This is a genomic window from Paracoccus sp. KR1-242 (assembly GCF_049446195.1).
GTDB lineage: Bacteria > Pseudomonadota > Alphaproteobacteria > Rhodobacterales > Rhodobacteraceae > Paracoccus > Paracoccus broussonetiae.
Genome location: NZ_JBMSED010000005.1, coordinates 108,327 through 127,006 on the forward strand (window position 1 = coordinate 108,327; position 18,680 = coordinate 127,006).

Below are 18,680 nucleotides of genomic sequence, written 5' to 3' on the forward strand. Positions count from 1 at the left end.
GCCCCGCGCCTGCCGTTCGCCCTCAGGACGGCTGCCGTTCCAGCTTGAAGGCGAGGATCTGGCTTTGCGCGTCGGTCAGGCGCTGTTCGACCACCGATCGGGCCATGTTCTCATAGAAGTCATGGTTGAAGATCATCCGCTCTGCCGCGATCCCGACCGAGTCGACCGATTTGCCCCATTGCGCGAACAGGACGCCCTTGCGCGTGTCAAGGCTGCGGAATTGCACCGCGCCAATGCTCATCAGCACCTCGTCATTCTCGCCAAGTTCGGTCTCGCCGATCTGAAAGGCGCCGCTGGCTTTCTCGGACATGTGCAGGTCCAGCAGTTTCAGGCGTTTGTCTCCGGCCGCCGCGCCGCGCAGCGCGTCAAGAACCGCGCGAATGGCATTTAGCTTGCCCGCGACGCTGGTCAGTGCGGCAATCGCATCGATCGCCAGCGAGTCGAGCGTGGCGTCCTGGTCGCTGTTCGATGCCCGGCGATAGGTCGATTGCTGGACGCTCCACCCGACCGCGCCAAGAGCTGAGTTGAGCGTTTGCCACCAGGTATCGTGATCCTCGACCGGATCGGCGGCGGCATTGGCGGCGCGCTGCGCGAACTGAGTCGAATAAAGCACGGCCTTGCGCAATTCGGGCGACAGCTTGCGGTCCAGCGCCATGATCTGCGCGCCGTTCACCGCCGCATCGGCATCGGCGAGGTCGCCCGGTCCGGTGCTGCGGCTGCGGCCACCTTGTTTCGGATCGACCGGGATCGACTGCGCGAATTCGCGCAACCTGCGACTGGCAGTGGTGGCCCCGGCATTCTGGCCGGCGTCCAGACCCCGGCCCGCGCCAGACCAGTCGGCATTGACGCCGCGCGTATCGACATGGGTGAAGCCCGCATAGCGCCCGATCCCGCCGCGGAACAGGCCTTCGCCGCGCATTTCGGACAGCGTGTCCGCGACCTTGCGAGCCGAGGCGCCGTCTGCCGAGATATCGCAGGCGCGGAACTGCATGTGCCAGGAATGAGGCTCTCCGCCAATCGCCTGATTATAGGCGGCATTGCGATAGGCGCTGTTGATCGTGACCGGAACGCCCAGCCGCGCGCGCAACTGGTCCAGCACCTGGGCCGTGGGCAAGATATTCGGCCAAAGCTGTTCGGGAGGGGCGCTGTTCAGGCCATGGGCCGCGCCACCCCCGAAATGCCCCGCGCCAAGGGCCAGGAACTCTTCCGCGGCGAAGTGGCGTAGTCCCAGAGGCGCGATGAAGCTGCTGAACCGCTGCATGGTGGCGGCGGGGATACCGGGTGCCGACGCACGGGATGTGGCAGCCAAGGCTTCGCCCGGATCTTCTGCCCCCTCGGTTCCGTCAAGCGTGGCGATGCTTTCGGTTGCCTCTGTCCGATCCTCTTCCGGAGCGGCGGGAGAGGTGGCTTCGGCCGGACGCATCATGCCTTCGGTTTCGCGGTTCAGCTCGGCCCCGACGAGTGTGAAGGGACGCTGCCGCAGAAAGGCCGGATCGATGGGAGCGGGGGTGAATAGCGCCGGTTTCTGCTCCATCGTTGCCAGAGCATCGACGATCCGGTCATGGAACTGGCGATAGCTGCCCCCGAAGCCACCACGATCCCAGACATTCAGCAGCGCTGCCGTGAAGACTCCGTGCTCCTCTCCGTCCATTGCCACCTGATCGTCGCGACAGGCGCTGAACTGCAGAAGCGAGGCCGCAAGCACCGGCCGCACGGGTGAAGCCAGCACTTGCCGGTCGACATGGCGGTATTGCCGCGACAGATCGGCATAGAAGTCGCGATGCAGATCCTGCACCGCACTGGCCGTCGCATCGCGCAGCCTTCTGGGCAGCAGGCCCGGATCGGCGCGAACCGCCATCGCAGCCAGCGCCGCCGGATTGTCCAGCGCCCCGACCGAGGCCAGCGAGGTCGGATCAAAGCCCATACGCTGGGCGCGGGCGATCGTTCCCGAATGGCAGCTGTCCGAGATCATGACGATGCGGACGCCGCTTTGGAACTGCGAGAACAGGGACCACAGCTCGTCATCGATCATCTGGCCGTCGTAAAGGCAGATCGTGCTGTCGGGATTGCGGTTGCCGATCTCGCCCTCGTCGCCGTTGAAATCGGCAAGCTGACTGCCGTGGCTTGCATTGGTGAACAGAAACTGGTCGCCTGCGCGCAGATCGCGCGCCGCGCGGCGCAATTCCTCGATGACGGCATCGCGGGTGGCTTCACGGGACAGAAGGGTGGTCGTGGCATAGCCCTGCGCCTCGGCGAGGTCCCGCATCGCGCGGGCGTCATTCTCGCAGCCGCGCAGATACCCGGAATCGCCAGCATAATGCCCGGGATCGATCTCATTCAGGCCAAGATGCAGCGAGCGGGCCAGATTTCGCGACCCGGCCAGAGACTGCGGAACCAACTGCGGCGACGCTTGCTGGCGGCCGCCGGGGACGACCCGATTGACCATCAGCTCGCGTTCGCGCCGGCTTTCGGTGATCTCCTTGACCTTGGTCAGGATCCGGGCTGCCACCGGAGCGAAGCCGGCATTGGTGGGGTGCAGCTCGTCGAACCACTGGTTGGCGGGAACAGCATTGCGGCAATCGACATAGGCGACATGGGACATGGTGGCTGCCATGCGCCGCAACGCGCGGTTGAACTGGTCGATCATCTCGGCAGCGATGCGCTTTTGCAGGCCGCGATCGGTGATCCCGCGACTTTCCATCGGGCGACCCAGCCAGCGCCCGCCCGAGGGCACGACATAGTCATAGCCATGGGTGATGATGGTGACGCCCGGGAAATGGCCGTTCACGTCGCGGCAGATCCGCTCGTAAAAGGCGATGGCGCTGTCCAGAAGGTCCTGGTACCCGCGCTTGAGGTAATCGGCGGGCTGAAGCGCGGGGTCGAAATCCTCAAGATGATCCGCCAGCGCGCCACCGGCGCAGACATCGTTGCCCCCCGCCGACAACAGCAGGATATCCGCCCCGCTTTGGCGCAAGGCGTCGATATATTCCCGCTGACGGGCCATGTTCTCCAGCAGGTCGCCCGCAGCCGAGGAATCGAAGACGGCATAGCGTTCGGCGACATAGTCGATCACGTCGAACAGCCGGACCGGATATTGGAACCAGCTGTCACCTTCGGCCGCAAGGCGCGGGCCGTCATAACCATGTCCGATCTTGCTGTAATAGGCCGCCAGCCGCGACCAGCGGGCCAAGGTGTTGGCCGAGTTCAGCGCCAGGGCCGAACGCGAATCCGCCCCCGGCATGATGACATAATCGGGATTGGGTAGGTAAACGGGCGAAAACGGAGTGGACGCGGCTTCGTCCAACCGGAAATAGTACCGCGCCGCCTCGGGATCGAGAGTGCCTTCCGAGATCTTCTGCTGAAGCTCGGACATTGTGATGGTCGGAATTTCCTGTGAGGTCATGATGCTATCCTCCGTGGGGAAAGCGGGCCGCGGGGTGCGCGCGGCCGGGTAAGGGGGCGGGGCCTGCCTGATGGTCCGCAGGATCCGGTCTTCAAGGTCGGGGCTGGAATCAAGCTCGTGCTGTTCCAGGCGGATGGCCGGAAACCCGCCGAAGGGCACAAAGGGCGGTTCCACCCGGTCAGGATGCGCGGCCAGCGGATCGACCAGCAGGTCGGATCCCGGGGCATCTGGCTCTGCAGCGCGATAGCTGCCCAGCATCGGCTGGTCCGTGCTTGCGCCATCACGTTCCAGAAAGGCGCGCGAGGCAAGATGCAGGATCGAACGCCCATAGCCGTGGACGGTCAGCCTGCGCTCCAGATCGGGGGTGGGGACAATAATCGCGGCACCGGAATCGGGGCCACGCGCCGCCATCGCCCGCGCCAGCGGCAGCAGTCTTTCATTGGCCTGGAGCAATGGGACGGCCGGAAAGGTCAGCACGAGGCTTCCCAGCGCGGGCACCCAGGACAAGGGATCGCTGAGCACCGCACGCCGACGAAACCGTTCCAGCAACCCGTCGACAACCAGCGCGCCGGCTCCGTTCGCAAGAATGTGGAGCGGCTTTGCCTGCTCTGCGCAGGCATCGGCGATGCGTTCGACAATCGCCCCAAGTTCGCCTCGGCGTCTGGCTGCGCAGGGCTCAGCGTGGCCGGGATCGGCACCGCCGGGCAGTGCCGCGCAAAGGGCGTGCCGTTCGATCTCGCGCCAGAAGGCGTGGCCCGAGCCGCGTGCCGACAGCTCGAAGAGCCGGTCGAGCGACTCGACCGCTGCCCCGGCCTGCTTGCGGCAACGTTCGAAGATGTCTTCCAGCACGGCATCCAGGTCTGCAGCGAAGTTTGCGGACCAGAAGCATGTCAAGAAATCAAGGCCTTCGGACTCGAATTTCAGCTTTTGCCGAACGACGCGGGCGAAGGCCTGGGTTTCGGTTTCCATGACTCCCGGCAGGCTCAGCACCACGCCACGACTGTCGCCCCTGAGCCGGTCCAGGATGCCGGTGACGGTGGAATCGATCGCGGCCTGAGGGGTTGCATAGGTGCCCGTTTCCTGCGGACAACCGGCATCCAGATTGACGAAATTCCCCTGCAGCATGCGATATGGGGTCGAGCCCGGCGTCTCTGTTTCCCGCTCGGTTCCCTGTGGGCCCGCGCTGACCAGAAAGGCGTCGCGGCCCGGCACCCCCAGCCGTAGCACCCAGCCGTCGACTATGCTTTTCGCCCAGTCAGCATAGGTCCAAAGCGCCATTCCGCGCGCACGTGGCGCATCTGGCTCGGCACCCAGGGGAATGCCCCCCCAATCCTCGCCCCACGAATTCAGGACGATGAACCCCTCGCAGTTATAGCCGACGATCACTACCGCGTGGCAAAGCTCATCCTTTGGTTCCTGTGGAATGATCCGGCCCTGCTGGGGCGAGGCCCAGCCTTGGTGCAGTCGCGCGCTGACAAGGACGGTGCCGGCTTCGTGGATTGCGCAGTGATAGTGATGCAGGATCGGCCTGATGCGGCTATAGGCGCCAAGGGTCACGTTCTGCGCCGCGCGGGCTTGCGCCTCGCTGGGCCAGCGGCGGCGCTGGACAGTGTCGTCATCCGGCCAGCCGTCATCCTCGGTGCCGTCGGGGCATACGCCGTGATGAAAGAACGCCTTGATGCCGGAGCGGAGCGAGCGGATGCCGTCCTGTCCCTCCTCGTCCGCGACATCGTGAAACATCGCCATCTGATACAGCATCGCGGCGCTGACACGACGTTGTGGCGCGCCGGGGGGCATGCGCATGTGCATCTGGATATCGATCAGGTTGGCAAGCGCCTGTCCCACGCAATTCCCGCGCTGCCCCTGATTGCGCAGGCCAAAAGGCAGATTTCCCGAAGTTGCAGGCGTGAAAAGTGAATCCCGTGGCAAGTATTCCGAGGGGAGAAGGTCGAAGCGGGGGGCAAAAATATGGTCGCGCAAGTCGATATAATCACGCTTCGCGCCCATCCCCCCAAGGCTCGCCAGCTCTGCCATTAATTTACCCCAAACAAGCGACATTTAAAGGATCTGAAAATAACTGGATCGTAATGGTCTGATTCAGGCAATCAAGTGAAGCGTGCGAAATCGATGGAACCCGGCCGTTTCACTTTTTCTGGAGGTTTTCAAATATCCAGAATAAATGAATCGAAATTTCATGGAATTGGCGGCCCCGTCCGATATTGTGTAGGGGGCCGCCGGGGCCATTTCAGACATGCTCCGTTGCCGGCCCGTCGGCATAGCTTTTGGACCGGCCCCCACGCGACCGCTTGCGTGTCGCCGCAGCCTTCGATGCTGCTGGTTCCGGTTCCGCCAGATCGCTGCTCTCGCCTTCCGCGAGCATGTCGAAGCCCGGAGGCTCTGACAGCGCGGTGGCCATCGTCAGGCCCGCCAACGCGCGATAGACGCCAGTGATCAGCGCGGGCAGATCCGAATGGTCGATCTTGTTGTTGCCATCCAGATAGGCGGTCACGATCTCGACCGTGCGATCCAGCAGAACGCTGCTGTCCGATGCGTGCGCGTCGAAATCCTCGATCATGGGCGCTGCGGCATCGGACATCACTGGCAGCTCGACAGGCATCGCCTCGGGTGCGGCAAGGGCCGCGGCAATATCGCCAAAGGTTCCGCCCCGCGGGCCGGGCACTGCCTCGGCCAGCAAAGCGTCGTGGCCAAGGGCGAAATCTTCGGTGAAGACATCGTCGTCCAGCGAGGTCGGCATAGCGGTTTCGAACCCCCTTTGCAGGCCCACACCCGCGCGCGCCCCGGCATTGACGGCACGCAGGAAGGCGTCGTGATAGCCCGCGATGACCGAGGCGATCAGCACCCTGCGCCCGTTTATCGTCTTGATTTCCCTTCCATTGACGATCTCGCGCGCGCCGACCGGATCGTTGACGTTGCGATTGAAATAGCGTGTCAGGGTGTGTCTTCCGCGCGAATCTCCGCGGAACCAGCCTGCCTCCATACCGACGAAGATGATCGTCGCGGCATGAGCGGGCAGCATCGCAAGGTCGGGATTGCGGACAAGATCGACGCCGACGAAGCTGCCGGCGCGGGCATAATTCTCGGACCAAGTCAGTTGGACATAGCCGCGCCCGTAATAGGGATAATAGCGCAGGTTGCGACGCCGCCAGTTCTCGGACAGCCAGAACGCTTCGCGCACCGGTTGCATCGTGCGGGCGGTTTCATGGAATGCCGTGGCGAATACATAGGCCAGCCAGCGCAGGTCTCCATTCGGGTTGCGTCGTTCCCAGCTGTTCAGGATGGCGTCCATGCCTTCGACTTGCGGCTGGTTCAGGCGTCCACCGAACAGGGGGCGGATCTGATCAAAGAAAATGCGGCGGTCCATCGACATGTCTATCTCCCTCATTAACCAAAGCGGGACCGGTCTCTTCAGAAATGCCGAAGAAAATGATCCGAAACAAAAAAACGACTTAACATGCATGCGGAATTGGAATGCTCAATTGTCAGAATACCACGATGGGCGTATTTTTCCATCATCATTGTTGCGGGAGCTTTGGCGATGATGCGGTTGATTGTGACATCGGTTGCGGCGATCCTTGGCCTGGCGGGCGCTGCAGCCGGAAATGGTGATTTTCCCTTTGCCAGATCTGTCGAGCGGCTGGATCTTTCGACTGCGGATGCCGGTGCGCGTTTCCAGCAGATCGTCGAGGGGGTCGCAAAGACGCCTCTGGTCTATCTCGACTGGCAGTTCGCTGGCTTTCTGGGGAACGAGGTCTTCGGTTCGCTGGCCGGGGACAGTGCCGGTGACGATGCCGAGGGCGTCGCCTGTGATGCCCTTGCACAGGATGGCGCACCGGGCCCGCTTACGGGCCGCCCGAATGCCGAGAACAACCACCTGCTTCTGGGCATGGACCTGCCGATTCCGGGTGACGATCCCTTTGACACGGCGGCCTGCGAATTCTTCAACGGCGCGCCTTCGGGACAGGGCCTTCGCATCCGGGGATTTTTCTATGTCGCGGATATCAAGACGGCGACCGCGGACCAGTATTGGCTGCGCCCGGTCAGCGTCGATGCCGCCTCGATCCCGCAGGATTTCCTGAAACCGGCCGAGTGACGCCCCCCGGTTTCAGTGCGCGACCGAACGGCGGATCGTTTCGCCAAAGGCATTGCGATAGGCCCGGGCCAGGGTCGATGAGGATGAAAACCCGGTGCGCGACGCGATTTCGCCCAGCGTCAGTTCGGTTTCCAGTGCCAGCGCCCGGGCATGGGACAGGCGTATCTGTCGGTAATAACTGCCCGACGACATGCCCAGGTGGACATGGAACAACCGGTCCATGCTGCGTGCGGACAGGGCGGCGTGTTCCGCGATGCGCGGCAGGGGCAGGGGCTGTTCAGCCGTTTCGCGCATCGCGGTGATCGCGCGGCGCAGGGCGGCCGGCAACGCGGCATCGGTCATGCGGCTGGGCAACTGCCACTCGACGGGGTCGGTGCTGCGGCCCATGACCCGACCGAACATGTTGGCCACGTCAAAGCGCAGCGCCTCTCCCGCCTCGGTGCCGATCATGTCCAGCGACCAACTGAGCACGCTTTGCGCACCCCCGCAGGTGACGATATTGCCATCCGCGACATAGGGGTCCGGGACGACCATGATCTCGGGGAAGCCTTCGGCCAGAGCCTCGCGCTCCATCCAGTGGATCGTGGCGCGCCGCCCGGCCAGCAGGCCCATGCGCGCCAGCAACCATGCGCCGGTATCCAGCCCGCAGATCAGGGGCAATCCGCGGGCCTTGCGCAGCACCGTCTGTGCTGCGTCGCGGGGCAGGTGGTTGCGCATCCCGTATCCCGAAACCAGCACCAGCGCATCGGTGGCGCCGACCCGTTCCAGCGGCAGGTCGACCGAAATCTGCAGCCGGGACGAACTTTGCACCGCCTCTCCGTCAAGCGAGCAGACTTGCCACGAGAACAACCGTTGCCCCGACAGGTCGCGGGCGGCGCGCAGCGGTTCGATGGCGCTGGCCAGCACCATGTTCGAAAAGCCGTCGAACAGAAGAAAGGTCAGATGAAGCGGAGATTTTGGCGACATGAGCAAATATTACGCCCAATTATGCACATCCTGCCAGCGCATTCGCTGTCACGCTGGGACCAGACATAGCCTGCCGGAGAGCTGAATGAATCGTGACGTCTTTATCACCTGCGCGGTGACAGGGTCGGGGCAAAGCCACAAGAAATCCGATCTGGTGCCCATCACGCCCAAGCAGATCGCCGATGCCTGCATCGAGGCAGCAGGGGCAGGGGCCGCGATCGCGCATGTCCATGTGCGCGATCCGGAAACCGGCGCTCCGTCGCGCGATCCGGCGCTTTATCGCGAGGTGGTCGAACGCGTGCGCTCGTCGGACGTCGATGTCGTGCTGAACCTGACCGCGGGCATGGGCGGCGATATCGTCCTTGGCTCGGCCGAGGCGCCGCTGCCGCTGTCGCCGCAGTCCGACATCGTCGGCGCGACGGAACGGCTGGTCCATGTCGAGGAATTGCTGCCCGAGATCTGCACCCTCGACTGCGGCACGATGAACTTTGCCGAAGCCGATTACGTCATGACGAACACGCCCGGCACGCTTCGCGCAATGGCTGCGCGCATCAAGGCCGCTGGTGTCAGACCAGAGATCGAGGTGTTCGACACCGGACATCTGTGGATGGCCAAGACGCTGGTCGAGGAAGGGCTGATCGATGACCCGGTGATGATCCAGCTGTGCATGGGCATCCCCTATGGCGCGCCCGCCGATCCGAACAGTCTGATGGCGATGGTGAACAACATCCCCAAGGGCTGGACCTATTCGATGTTCTCGATCGGGCGCATGCAGCTGCCCTATGTCGCGCAGGCGGCGCTGGCTGGCGGCAATGTCCGCGTCGGGCTTGAGGACAATATCTGGCTGGAAAAAGGGGTGCTTGCCCGCAACGGCGATCTGGTCGAGCGTGCGTCGACGATTCTGACCACGATGGGCTGTCGAGTCATGGGCCCGCAGGAGGTACGCGAGAAACTGAAGCTGACCCGCCGCTAGCGGGTCGTCTTACCCCCTACGGAAGACCAACCAATCCACAATAAAATCAACAGGTAGGCATATGACGATTTCCAGATTGAACCTGACGCGGCGCGGGCTTCTGGCCGGCGCTGCGGGTGTGGCGGCGGCGGGCCTGATCCTGCCCGGCAGGGCGCGTGCCGCCGAACCCAAACGTGGCGGGACCATGCGCATCGGCCATGCCGGCGGGGCGACGTCGGACTCGCTGGACCCCGCGACCTATGCCGCCGGGCCGGTGGTGACCGCGATGCTTGGGGTCTGCAACAATCTGGTCGAGATCGACGCCAAGGGTCTGGCCGTTCCGGAACTCGCCGAAAGCTATCAGCCCGATGCCGAGGCGCGGGTCTGGACCTTCCGCCTGCGGGACGGCGCGACCTTTTCCGATGGTCGCAAGGTCACCGCGGCGGACGTGATCGCATCCTTCAACCATCATCGCGGTGCGGACACCAAGTCCGGGGCCAAGGGTTCGCTGGAGCAGGTCAAGGACATTCGCGCGGATGGCGACAATGTCGTGGTGTTCGAACTGTCCTCGGCCAATGCCGATTTCGCCTATCTGACTTCGGATTATCACTTCGTCATCATGCCCGCGAAACAGGACGGCACGCTTGACTGGCAGTCCGGGCTTGGCTCGGGCGGCTATGTGGTCGAAAATTTCGAGCCGGGCGTGCGTATCAACCTGAAGCGGCGCGACGATTACTGGAAATCCGACCGCGCCTGGTTCGACGAAGTGGTCCTGCTGACCATCAACGATCCCACCGCCCGGCAGAATGCGCTGATGACCGGAGAGGTGGATGTCATCAACTCGCCCGACCTGTCGACCCTGCACCTGCTGCAGCGCCGCCCCGGCCTGAACCTGATCGAGGTCACGGGAACGGCGCATTACACCATGCCGATGTTCAGCGACCAGGCGCCGTTCAATGACCCGAACGTGCGGCTTGCCATGAAATACGCGATCAACCGCCAGGAGGTGCTGGACAAGGTGCTGCGTGGGCACGGCCAGATCGCCAATGACAGTCCCATTGCCCCCGCGAACCGCTTCTATGCCAAGGATCTGGCTCAGCATGCCTATGATCCCGACAAGGCCAAGCACTACCTGAAGCAGGCCGGGATGGAGGGGTTGAAGCTGGACATCTCGGCCTCGGACGCGGCCTCGGTCGGCGCGCTCGACATGGTCCAGCTGTTCCAGCAATCGGCCAAGGCCGCCGGGATCGAGCTGAACGTCAAGCGTGAGCCGGATGACGGCTACTGGTCCAATGTCTGGCTGAAGAAGCCCTTCTGCGTCAGCTACTGGAACGGCCGCCCGACCGAGGATGACATGTTCAGCCTGGTCTATGCCAAGGGCGCCGAGTGGAACGAAAGCCACTGGGACAACGCGCGCTTCAACGAGCTGCTGTTGAAGGCGCGGGCCGAGCTTGACGATGGCCTGCGTGCCGAAATGTATCACGAGATGCAGGGACTGGTCAGCGAGGATGGCGGGACGATCATCCCGATCTTCGTGAACTATATCGACGTGGCCAATGACAAGGTCGCGCATGGCGAGGTGGCGTCGAACCGCTTCCTTGATGGTTGGAAGGTCGTGGAACGGTGGTGGCAGGCATGAAGATCGCGGCAATCGGCGGGGGTGTCATCGGGGGCGGCTGGATCGCGCGCTTCGTCCTTTCGGGCCATGACGTCACCGTTTTCGACCCCCATCCCGAGGCAGAGCGGATCGTTGGCGAGGTGCTGGCGAATGCGACGCGCGCCTGGCAGGGCCTGTTTCAGGCCCCGCTGCCCCGTTCGGGGCGGGTCGTCTGGGCGTCCTCGATCGCCGAGGCGGTGGCGGACGCGGACTATATTCAGGAAAGCGTCCCCGAGCGTCTTGACCTGAAACACCGGATCATCGCCGAGATCGAGGCGGCGGCGCCCGCCTCGGCGATCATCGGGTCGTCCACCTCGGGCTTCAAGCCGTCCGAGCTGCGCGAAGCGGCGCGCCATCCCGACCGCATCGTTGTGGCCCACCCCTTCAACCCGGTCTATCTTCTGCCGGTGGTCGAGGTCGTCGGCGGCGGCGCGGCGGCGCAGCGGGCCAGCGAGGTATTGACCTCGGTCGGGATGAAGCCCGTCCGCATCGCGCGTGAAATCGACGCCCATATCGGCGACCGCCTGCTGGAAGCCATCTGGCGCGAGGCGCTGTGGCTGGTCAATGACGGTATCGCCACGACCGAAGAGATCGACGACATCATCCGCTTCGGCTTCGGCCTTCGCTGGGCGCAGATGGGCCTGTTCGAGACTTATCGCATCGCCGGGGGCGAGGCGGGGATGCGCCATTTCCTGGGACAGTTCGGCCCCGCGCTGAAATGGCCCTGGACCAAGCTGATGGATGTGCCCGATCTGGACGACGCGCTGATCGACCGGATCGCCGGGCAGTCGGACGCGCAGTCCGGCGCCCATTCCATCCGCGAGCTTGAGCGGATCCGGGACGACAACCTTGTCGGCATCTTTCAGGCGCTCAAGGCCAATGACTGGGGCGTCGGCCAGACCGTCCGCGCGCAGGAAGACGCCTTCTATGCGCGAGAGGTGGCGGCACCCTCGGGCTATCCGCTGGAGCTGCACCAGACCCGCGTGGCTGGCGGCTGGGTCGACTATAACGGCCACATGACCGAGTTCCGCTATCTTCAGGTCATGGGCGATGCCACGGACGCCTTTCTGATCCATATCGGGCTGGACGCGGCCTATCGTGCGCAGGGCCGTTCCGCCTATACGGTCGAGACCCATATCCGGCATCTCGCCGAGGTGAAGGCGGGTGAGCGGCTGACCGTGCGGACCCGGCTGCTGGGCCATGATCAGAAACGCTTCCGACTGCATCACGCGATCCTGCGCGATGACGGGACAGAGGCCGCGACCGGCGAACACATGCTGCTGCATGTCGACACCGATGCCGGACGCGCCGTGCCGATGCCATCCCTGTTGCTAGCCGCACTGGACCGGATCGCGGCGCAGGACAGCACGCCCCATCCCGAACATGCCGGGCAGGGCGTGCGCGCCATCCGCCAGAGCGAGGCGATCGCATGACGGCGGCGGCCGCCCGGCGGCGGCCCCTGCTGCGCATGATCCTTGGACGTCTGGCGATCGGGGTCTTCACGCTGGCCGTGATCTCGGTCCTGATCTTCCTGGCCGTCAGCCTGCTGCCCGGCGATATCGCGCAGCAGGTGTTGGGCCAGTCCGCGACACCCGAGACGGTTGCGGCCTTCCGGCGTGAGCTTGGTCTCGACCAGCCGCTTTTGTGGCGTTACCTGGGCTGGGTTGGCGGTGTTCTCAGCGGCGACTTCGGAAACTCGCTGGCAAATGGCCGGCCGGTGGGCGAACTGCTGGCGGCGCGGCTGGGCAATACGCTGTTCCTGGCGGCCTATGCCGCGGTGATCGCCGTGCCGCTGGCGGTGGGACTTGGATTGCTGGCCGCGCTGTGGCGGGGCAGCTGGTTCGACCGCATCGCCAATGTGGCGACGCTGACGGCTATCTCGTTTCCCGAATTCTTCATTGCCTATATCCTGATGTTCTGGCTGTCGGTGCGGTTGGGCTGGCTGCCCTCGATCGCCGATCCCGGCGCCTCGCCCAGCCTCGGCCAGATGCTGACGCGTGCCTTCCTGCCGGCGATCACGCTGGTTCTTGTCGTCACCGCCCACATGATGCGCATGACCCGCGCGGCGGTCGTGAACGTGCTGGGCGCGCCCTATGTCACCATGGCCCGGCTGAAGGGGGTGTCGCGCGCGGGCGTCGTCACCCGCCACGCGCTGCCGAATGCGCTGGCCCCGATCGTCAATGTCGTCGCGTTGAACATCGCCTGGCTGATTACGGGCGTGGTCATCGTCGAGGTCGTGTTCGTCTATCCGGGCCTTGGCCAATTGATGGTCGACAGTGTGACGAACCGCGACATTCCGGTGGTGCAGGCCTGCGCGCTGATCTTCGCGGCGGTCTATATCCTGCTGAACCTGCTGGCCGATGTTTTGTCCATCGCGACCAACCCCCGCCTTCTGCACCCGAGGTAGTGTCATGATCCGGTTGCTGAAGACGATGCCGCCGACCGCGATCCTGGGGGTTGCCGTCATCATCATCTATGCCGTCGTCGCCATTTTCGCGCCGATGCTTGCGCCTCATGGCGAGGCCGAGATCGTGGGGGCCCAGTTCGAGCCGTGGAGCGCGACCTATCCGCTTGGCACCGACACGCTGGGCCGCGACATGCTGTCCCGCCTGATCTGGGGTGCCAGGAACACGGTTGGGGTGGCACTGGTCACGACCGCGCTGGCCTTTGCCATCGGATCGGTCACGGGGCTTTTGGCCGCGGCGCTGGGGGGCTGGGTCGATCTTGGCCTGTCCCGTCTGGTCGACGTGCTGATGGCGGTGCCCGCGCTTATCCTGACGCTGCTGGCGCTGTCGGCCCTGGGACCGGGCGTCGCCAATCTGATCGTGGTGATTGCGGTTCTGGATTCCACGCGGGTCTTCCGACTGGCCCGCGCCACAGCGATGAACGTCATGGTCATGGACTATGTCGAGGCTGCGCAACTGCGGGGCGAGGGGACCTGGTGGATCATCACGCGTGAGGTTCTACCGAATATCTCGGCCCCGCTGATCGCGGAATTCGGGCTGCGCTTCTGCTTCGTCTTCCTGACGATCTCGGCGCTGTCCTTCCTTGGGCTTGGCCTGCCTCCGCCGATGGCCGACTGGGGGGCGATGGTGCGGGACAACGCCGCGCTGATTACCTTCGGGGATATCACGCCGCTGATGCCCGCCGCCTCGATCGCGGTTCTGACGGTGTCGGTCAATTTCGTGGTGGACTGGCTGCTGCACCGCGCATCCGGGCTGAAGGACTGATCCATGCTGCTGAATATCGAGAACCTCAAGGTCGAGGCAAAGGGCGATGAGGGCTGGACCCCGATCCTGCACGGCGTCGATCTGCAGGTCGCCCGAGGCGAGGTTGTGGGCCTGATCGGCGAATCCGGTGCCGGGAAATCGACGCTTGGCCTTGCCGCGCTGGGTTACGCGCATGGCGGATTGCGCTTTGCCGGGGGGCGTGTCCTGTTCGACGGGACAGACCTGCTGCAATTGCCGGACCGCCAGCGCCGCGCGTTCCGGGGTCGCCGGGTCGCCTATGTCGCGCAATCGGCTGCGGCAAGCTTCAACCCCGCCTGGCGGCTGCTGGCGCAATTCTGCGAGGGCCCGGCAATTCACCACACCGCCGGTCGGGCTGAATCCGAAGCCTTCGCGCGCGAGCTTTATGCTGCAATGCACCTGCCTGATCCCCAGAATTTCGGACTGCGCTTTCCGCACCAGGTCTCGGGCGGGCAGTTGCAGCGCGCGATGGTTGCGATGGCGATGGCCTGTCGGCCCGACCTGATCGTCTTTGACGAGCCGACAACGGCGTTGGACGTGACCACGCAGATCGGGGTGCTGGCCGCCATTCGCCGCGCGGTTGAGGAAACCGGGGCCGCCGCGATCTATATCTCTCATGACCTTGCGGTGGTCGCGCAAATGGCCGACCGCATCAAGGTCATGCGCCACGGACGCGAGATCGAAGAGGCCCCGACCCAGCACATGATGACCGCGCCGACGCAGGACTACACCCGCTCGCTTTGGGCCGTGCGCGAATTTCGCAGGCCGACGCGCGTCCTTCCGCAGGCAAGCGCGCCGATGATCGCCATCCGCAACGTGACCGCCGGTTACGGCAACATGGACGTGCTTTCGGAAGTGGGATTCGAAATCCCGCGCGGCTCGACCGTCGCGGTGGTTGGCGAATCCGGCTCGGGGAAATCGACGACGGCACGGGTCATCACCGGGCTGCTGCCGCCAAGGCTGGGCCGGATCGAACTGAACGGAACCGCCCTGCCTCCCCGTCTTGCCGATCGCACGACCGAACAGAAACGCGCGGTCCAGATGATCTATCAGATCGCGGACACCGCACTTAATCCGCGCCAGACCGTGCGGCAGATCCTGTCACGGCCGCTGCAATTCTATCTGGGTCTGGGCGGCAAGGCGCGCGAAGCGCGGCTGCACGAGCTGATGGAACAGATCGAAATGGAGCCGGCGCGCTTTCTGGACCGATTGCCGGGGGAGTTGTCCGGCGGGCAGAAGCAGCGCATCGGCATTGCCCGCGCGCTGGCCGCCGATCCCGAGTTCATCATCTGCGACGAGGTGACCAGCGCGCTGGACCAGCTTGTCGCGGAAGGGATCCTGCGCCTGCTGAGCAAGGTTCAGGACAAGACTGGCCTGTCCTATATGTTCATCACCCATGACATTGCCACGGTCCGCGCCATCGCGGACGAGGTCGTGGTGATGAAGGGCGGGCGCATCATGGACAAGGGAAACCTTGCGGAGGTGCTTGACCCTCCGCGCCACGATTACACGCGGCAATTGCTGGCCTCGGTTCCGCAGATGGACCCGTCCTGGCTGTCCCGCCGCATTTCCGAAGGTGCCGCATGATATCTGATCCGCAAGTGCTGGATTTCATTACCAAGACCGAGGCTTCTTATCCCGCCGACGCGAATGGCGCCAGCGCGGCTGACAACCGTCGTTTCTATGACGCCATGTGCGCGGCGTTCCGCGCCACCCGCCCGCCGGGGCTGGCGGTTCTGGACCGGACGGTCGGTGGTGTTCCCTGCCGGGTCTATGGTGAGGCCTCGGCGGTGACGGTCGTCTATATTCATGGCGGCGGGTTCGTGGTCGGGGGGCTGGACAGCCACGACGACGTCTGCGCCGAGATCGCCGACGCCACCGGCTTGCAGGTGGTTTCGGTGGATTATCGCCTTGCGCCCGAACATCGCTGGCCCGCGCAGATTCAGGATGTGCTGGCGGTCTGGGATGCGCTGGACACGCCCGGCGTTGTGGTCGGGGACAGCGCGGGCGGAATGCTGGCCGCGTCGCTTTGTCTGGCGCGGCAAGGGGGCAGGCAACCTTTGGGGCAGGTGCTGATCTATCCGGGTCTTGGCGGCGGCGGGAATGCCCCCTCCTATGAGCAGAATGCCGAAGCGCCCTTGCTGCGCCGCTCGGATCTTGGCGGCTACCGCACCGCGCTGCATGGAGAGGGGCCGATCACCGATCCGCTGGCCCAACCGCTGCAGGCGACCGACCTGTCGGGATTGGCCCCGGCCTTCATCGTGACGGCCGATGTGGACCCGCTGCGGGACGATGGTGCGGATTACGCCCGGCGTCTGACCGAAGCCGGAGGCATCGCCGCCTGGCGCAACGAGGCCGAGTTGCCGCATGGCTATCTGCGGGCCCGACGGATGAGCGACCGGGCGCGCAGAAGTTTCCTGGCGATCACTGCTGCGATCAGCCGCCTTGCCGCGACCGGCAAGGCGGGCTAGCGCCGCGGCCCTTATTCCTCCTCGGGCAGGACGCGGACGGCGCCCTTGTCGGCCGAGGAGGCGAAGGCTGCATAGGCCTTCAGGGCCGTCGTGACATTGCGCTTGCGGGGCTGGGCGGGCTTCCAGCCCAGCCGGTCCTGTTCGGCGCGGCGGGCGGCCAGCTCGGCTTCCGGCACGTTGAGGTTGATGGTGCGGTTCGGGATGTCGATCTCGATGATGTCGCCGTCACGCACAAGACCGATGGTGCCGCCCTGCGCCGCCTCGGGCGAGGCGTGCCCGATGGACAGGCCCGAGGTCCCGCCCGAGAAACGCCCGTCCGTGATCAGTGCGCAGGCTTTGCCAAGCCCGCGGGATTTCAGGTAGCTGGTCGGATACAGCATCTCCTGCATTCCCGGCCCGCCCTTCGGCCCTTCATAGCGGATGACCACGACGTCGCCCGCCTTGACCTTCTTGCCAAGGATGCCGCTGACGGCGGCGTCCTGGCTTTCGAAGACCACGGCCGGGCCGGTGAATTTCAGGATCGATTCATCGACGCCTGCGGTCTTCACGATGCAGCCGTCCACCGCGATGTTGCCCCGCAGAACGGCCAGCCCGCCATCCGCGGTAAAGGGCGAGTTGACGGAACGGATCACGCCGCCCTGCCGGTCCAGGTCCAGCGTGTCCCAGCGCGCATCCTGTGAGAAGGCGACCTGCGTGGGAACGCCACCGGGGGCCGCGCGGAAGAAGTTGTGCACGGTTTCGCTGTCGGTGCGGCTGATGTCCCAGCGATCGATCGCCTCGCCCAATGTGGGCGTATGAACGGTCGGCGTGTCGCGATGCAGCAGACCACCCCTTTCGAGCTGGCCAAGGATCGCCATGATCCCGCCGGCGCGGTGCACGTCCTCCATATGGACGTCCTGCTTGGCCGGGGCGACCTTGGATAGGCACGGCACGCGGCGCGACAGCGCATCGATGTCGTCCATGGTGAAGTCGATGCCGCCCTCATGCGCCGCCGCAAGGATGTGCAGGACGGTGTTGGTCGATCCACCCATCGCGATGTCCAGCGACATGGCGTTTTCGAAGGCGCGCTTGTTGGCGACATTGCGCGGCAGGACCGAGGTGTCGTCCTGTTCGTAATAGCGCTTGGCAATGTCGACGGCCAGGTGTCCCGCCTCGACGAACAGGCGCTTGCGGTCGGCATGCGTGGCGAGGGTCGAGCCGTTCCCCGGCAGGGACAGGCCAAGCGCCTCGGTCAGGCAGTTCATCGAGTTCGCGGTGAACATGCCCGAGCAGGAACCGCAGGTCGGGCAGGCGGACCGCTCGATGATCTTCACGTCCTCGTCCGAGACGGATTCGTCTGCGGCCGCAACCATGGCGTCGACCAGGTCCAGCGCCTGGGTCTTGCCGTTCAGGACGACCTTGCCGGCCTCCATCGGGCCGCCGGACACGAAGACCGCCGGAATGTTCAGCCGCATCGCCGCGTTCAGCATGCCGGGGGTGATCTTGTCGCAGTTCGAGATGCAGACCATGGCGTCGGCGCAATGCGCATTCACCATGTACTCGACGCTGTCGGCGATGATCTCGCGCGAGGGCAGCGAATACAGCATCCCGTCATGGCCCATCGCGATGCCGTCATCGACGGCGATCGTGTTGAACTCCTTGGCGATGCCGCCTGCCGCCTCGATCTCGCGCGCGACAAGCTGGCCCAGATCCTTCAGATGGACGTGGCCGGGCACGAACTGGGTGAAGGAGTTCACGACGGCGATGATCGGCTTGCCGAAGTCTCCGTCCTTCACGCCGGTTGCCCGCCATAGGCCACGGGCGCCTGCCATGTTGCGGCCATGGGTGGTGGTACGGGAACGATAGGCTGGCATTGGGCTGTCCACTTTCACT

At 64.7% G+C, this 18,680-nt stretch carries 12 protein-coding genes; 8 read left to right on the plus strand and 4 right to left on the minus strand.

What is annotated here, in order from left to right; genetic code table 11:
- Positions 1–22: 22 nt before the first annotated feature.
- Together ACO2Q4_RS09170 and ACO2Q4_RS09175 are read right to left on the minus strand one after the other, a co-directional pair.
- On the minus strand, positions 23–5,437 hold the full coding sequence (locus tag ACO2Q4_RS09170) for a caspase family protein (protein ID WP_423318803.1): 5,415 nt from the start codon (positions 5,435–5,437) through the stop codon (positions 23–25).
- A gap of 211 nt (positions 5,438–5,648) precedes the next feature.
- Positions 5,649–6,791 carry a glycoside hydrolase family 19 protein gene (locus ACO2Q4_RS09175; protein WP_423318805.1) on the minus strand — a complete coding sequence of 381 codons (1,143 nt, stop codon included), beginning with the start codon at positions 6,789–6,791 and terminating at the stop codon, positions 5,649–5,651.
- A 168-nt stretch (positions 6,792–6,959) separates the two neighbouring features.
- On the opposite strand from ACO2Q4_RS09175, the gene ACO2Q4_RS09180 reads away from it, so the two are divergent.
- The gene (locus ACO2Q4_RS09180) at positions 6,960–7,514 is read left to right on the plus strand and encodes a hypothetical protein (protein WP_395133131.1); all 555 of its coding nucleotides are present in this window, start codon (positions 6,960–6,962) and stop codon (positions 7,512–7,514) included.
- A gap of 12 nt (positions 7,515–7,526) precedes the next feature.
- Here the strand turns inward: ACO2Q4_RS09180 and ACO2Q4_RS09185 are convergent, their stop codons facing one another.
- Positions 7,527–8,480, minus strand: a complete 954-nt coding sequence (locus ACO2Q4_RS09185; protein ID WP_423318807.1) for a GlxA family transcriptional regulator — start codon at positions 8,478–8,480, stop codon at positions 7,527–7,529.
- A gap of 85 nt (positions 8,481–8,565) precedes the next feature.
- On the opposite strand from ACO2Q4_RS09185, the gene ACO2Q4_RS09190 reads away from it, so the two are divergent.
- The 7 genes from ACO2Q4_RS09190 to ACO2Q4_RS09220 all read left to right on the plus strand — a co-directional run bounded on the left by ACO2Q4_RS09190 (position 8,566) and on the right by ACO2Q4_RS09220 (position 16,808).
- Entirely contained in the window at positions 8,566–9,453 is an 888-nt protein-coding gene (locus ACO2Q4_RS09190; RefSeq protein ID WP_311759188.1) for a 3-keto-5-aminohexanoate cleavage protein, read from the plus strand.
- Positions 9,454–9,514: 61 nt separating this feature from the next.
- Positions 9,515–11,071 (plus strand): ABC transporter substrate-binding protein, encoded by a 1,557-nt coding sequence (locus tag ACO2Q4_RS09195; RefSeq protein ID WP_395133135.1) that lies wholly within the window; start codon positions 9,515–9,517, stop codon positions 11,069–11,071.
- Positions 11,068–12,522 (plus strand): carnitine 3-dehydrogenase, encoded by a 1,455-nt coding sequence (locus ACO2Q4_RS09200; protein WP_311759186.1) that lies wholly within the window; start codon positions 11,068–11,070, stop codon positions 12,520–12,522. The genes ACO2Q4_RS09195 and ACO2Q4_RS09200 overlap by 4 nt, the downstream gene beginning before the upstream one ends.
- Positions 12,519–13,496 carry an ABC transporter permease gene (locus ACO2Q4_RS09205; RefSeq protein WP_423318810.1) on the plus strand — a complete coding sequence of 326 codons (978 nt, stop codon included), beginning with the start codon at positions 12,519–12,521 and terminating at the stop codon, positions 13,494–13,496. The genes ACO2Q4_RS09200 and ACO2Q4_RS09205 overlap by 4 nt, the downstream gene beginning before the upstream one ends.
- Before the next feature lie 4 nt (positions 13,497–13,500).
- Positions 13,501–14,319 (plus strand): ABC transporter permease, encoded by an 819-nt coding sequence (locus tag ACO2Q4_RS09210; RefSeq protein ID WP_395133138.1) that lies wholly within the window; start codon positions 13,501–13,503, stop codon positions 14,317–14,319.
- A 3-nt stretch (positions 14,320–14,322) separates the two neighbouring features.
- On the plus strand, positions 14,323–15,924 hold the full coding sequence (locus tag ACO2Q4_RS09215; RefSeq protein WP_423318812.1) for an ABC transporter ATP-binding protein: 1,602 nt from the start codon (positions 14,323–14,325) through the stop codon (positions 15,922–15,924).
- Positions 15,921–16,808 (plus strand): alpha/beta hydrolase, encoded by an 888-nt coding sequence (locus ACO2Q4_RS09220; RefSeq protein ID WP_423318814.1) that lies wholly within the window; start codon positions 15,921–15,923, stop codon positions 16,806–16,808. The genes ACO2Q4_RS09215 and ACO2Q4_RS09220 overlap by 4 nt, the downstream gene beginning before the upstream one ends.
- Positions 16,809–16,819: 11 nt before the next feature.
- Here the strand turns inward: ACO2Q4_RS09220 and ilvD are convergent, their stop codons facing one another.
- On the minus strand, positions 16,820–18,661 hold the full coding sequence (ilvD, locus tag ACO2Q4_RS09225) for a dihydroxy-acid dehydratase (RefSeq protein WP_423318816.1): 1,842 nt from the start codon (positions 18,659–18,661) through the stop codon (positions 16,820–16,822).
- Positions 18,662–18,680 lie beyond the last annotated feature (19 nt).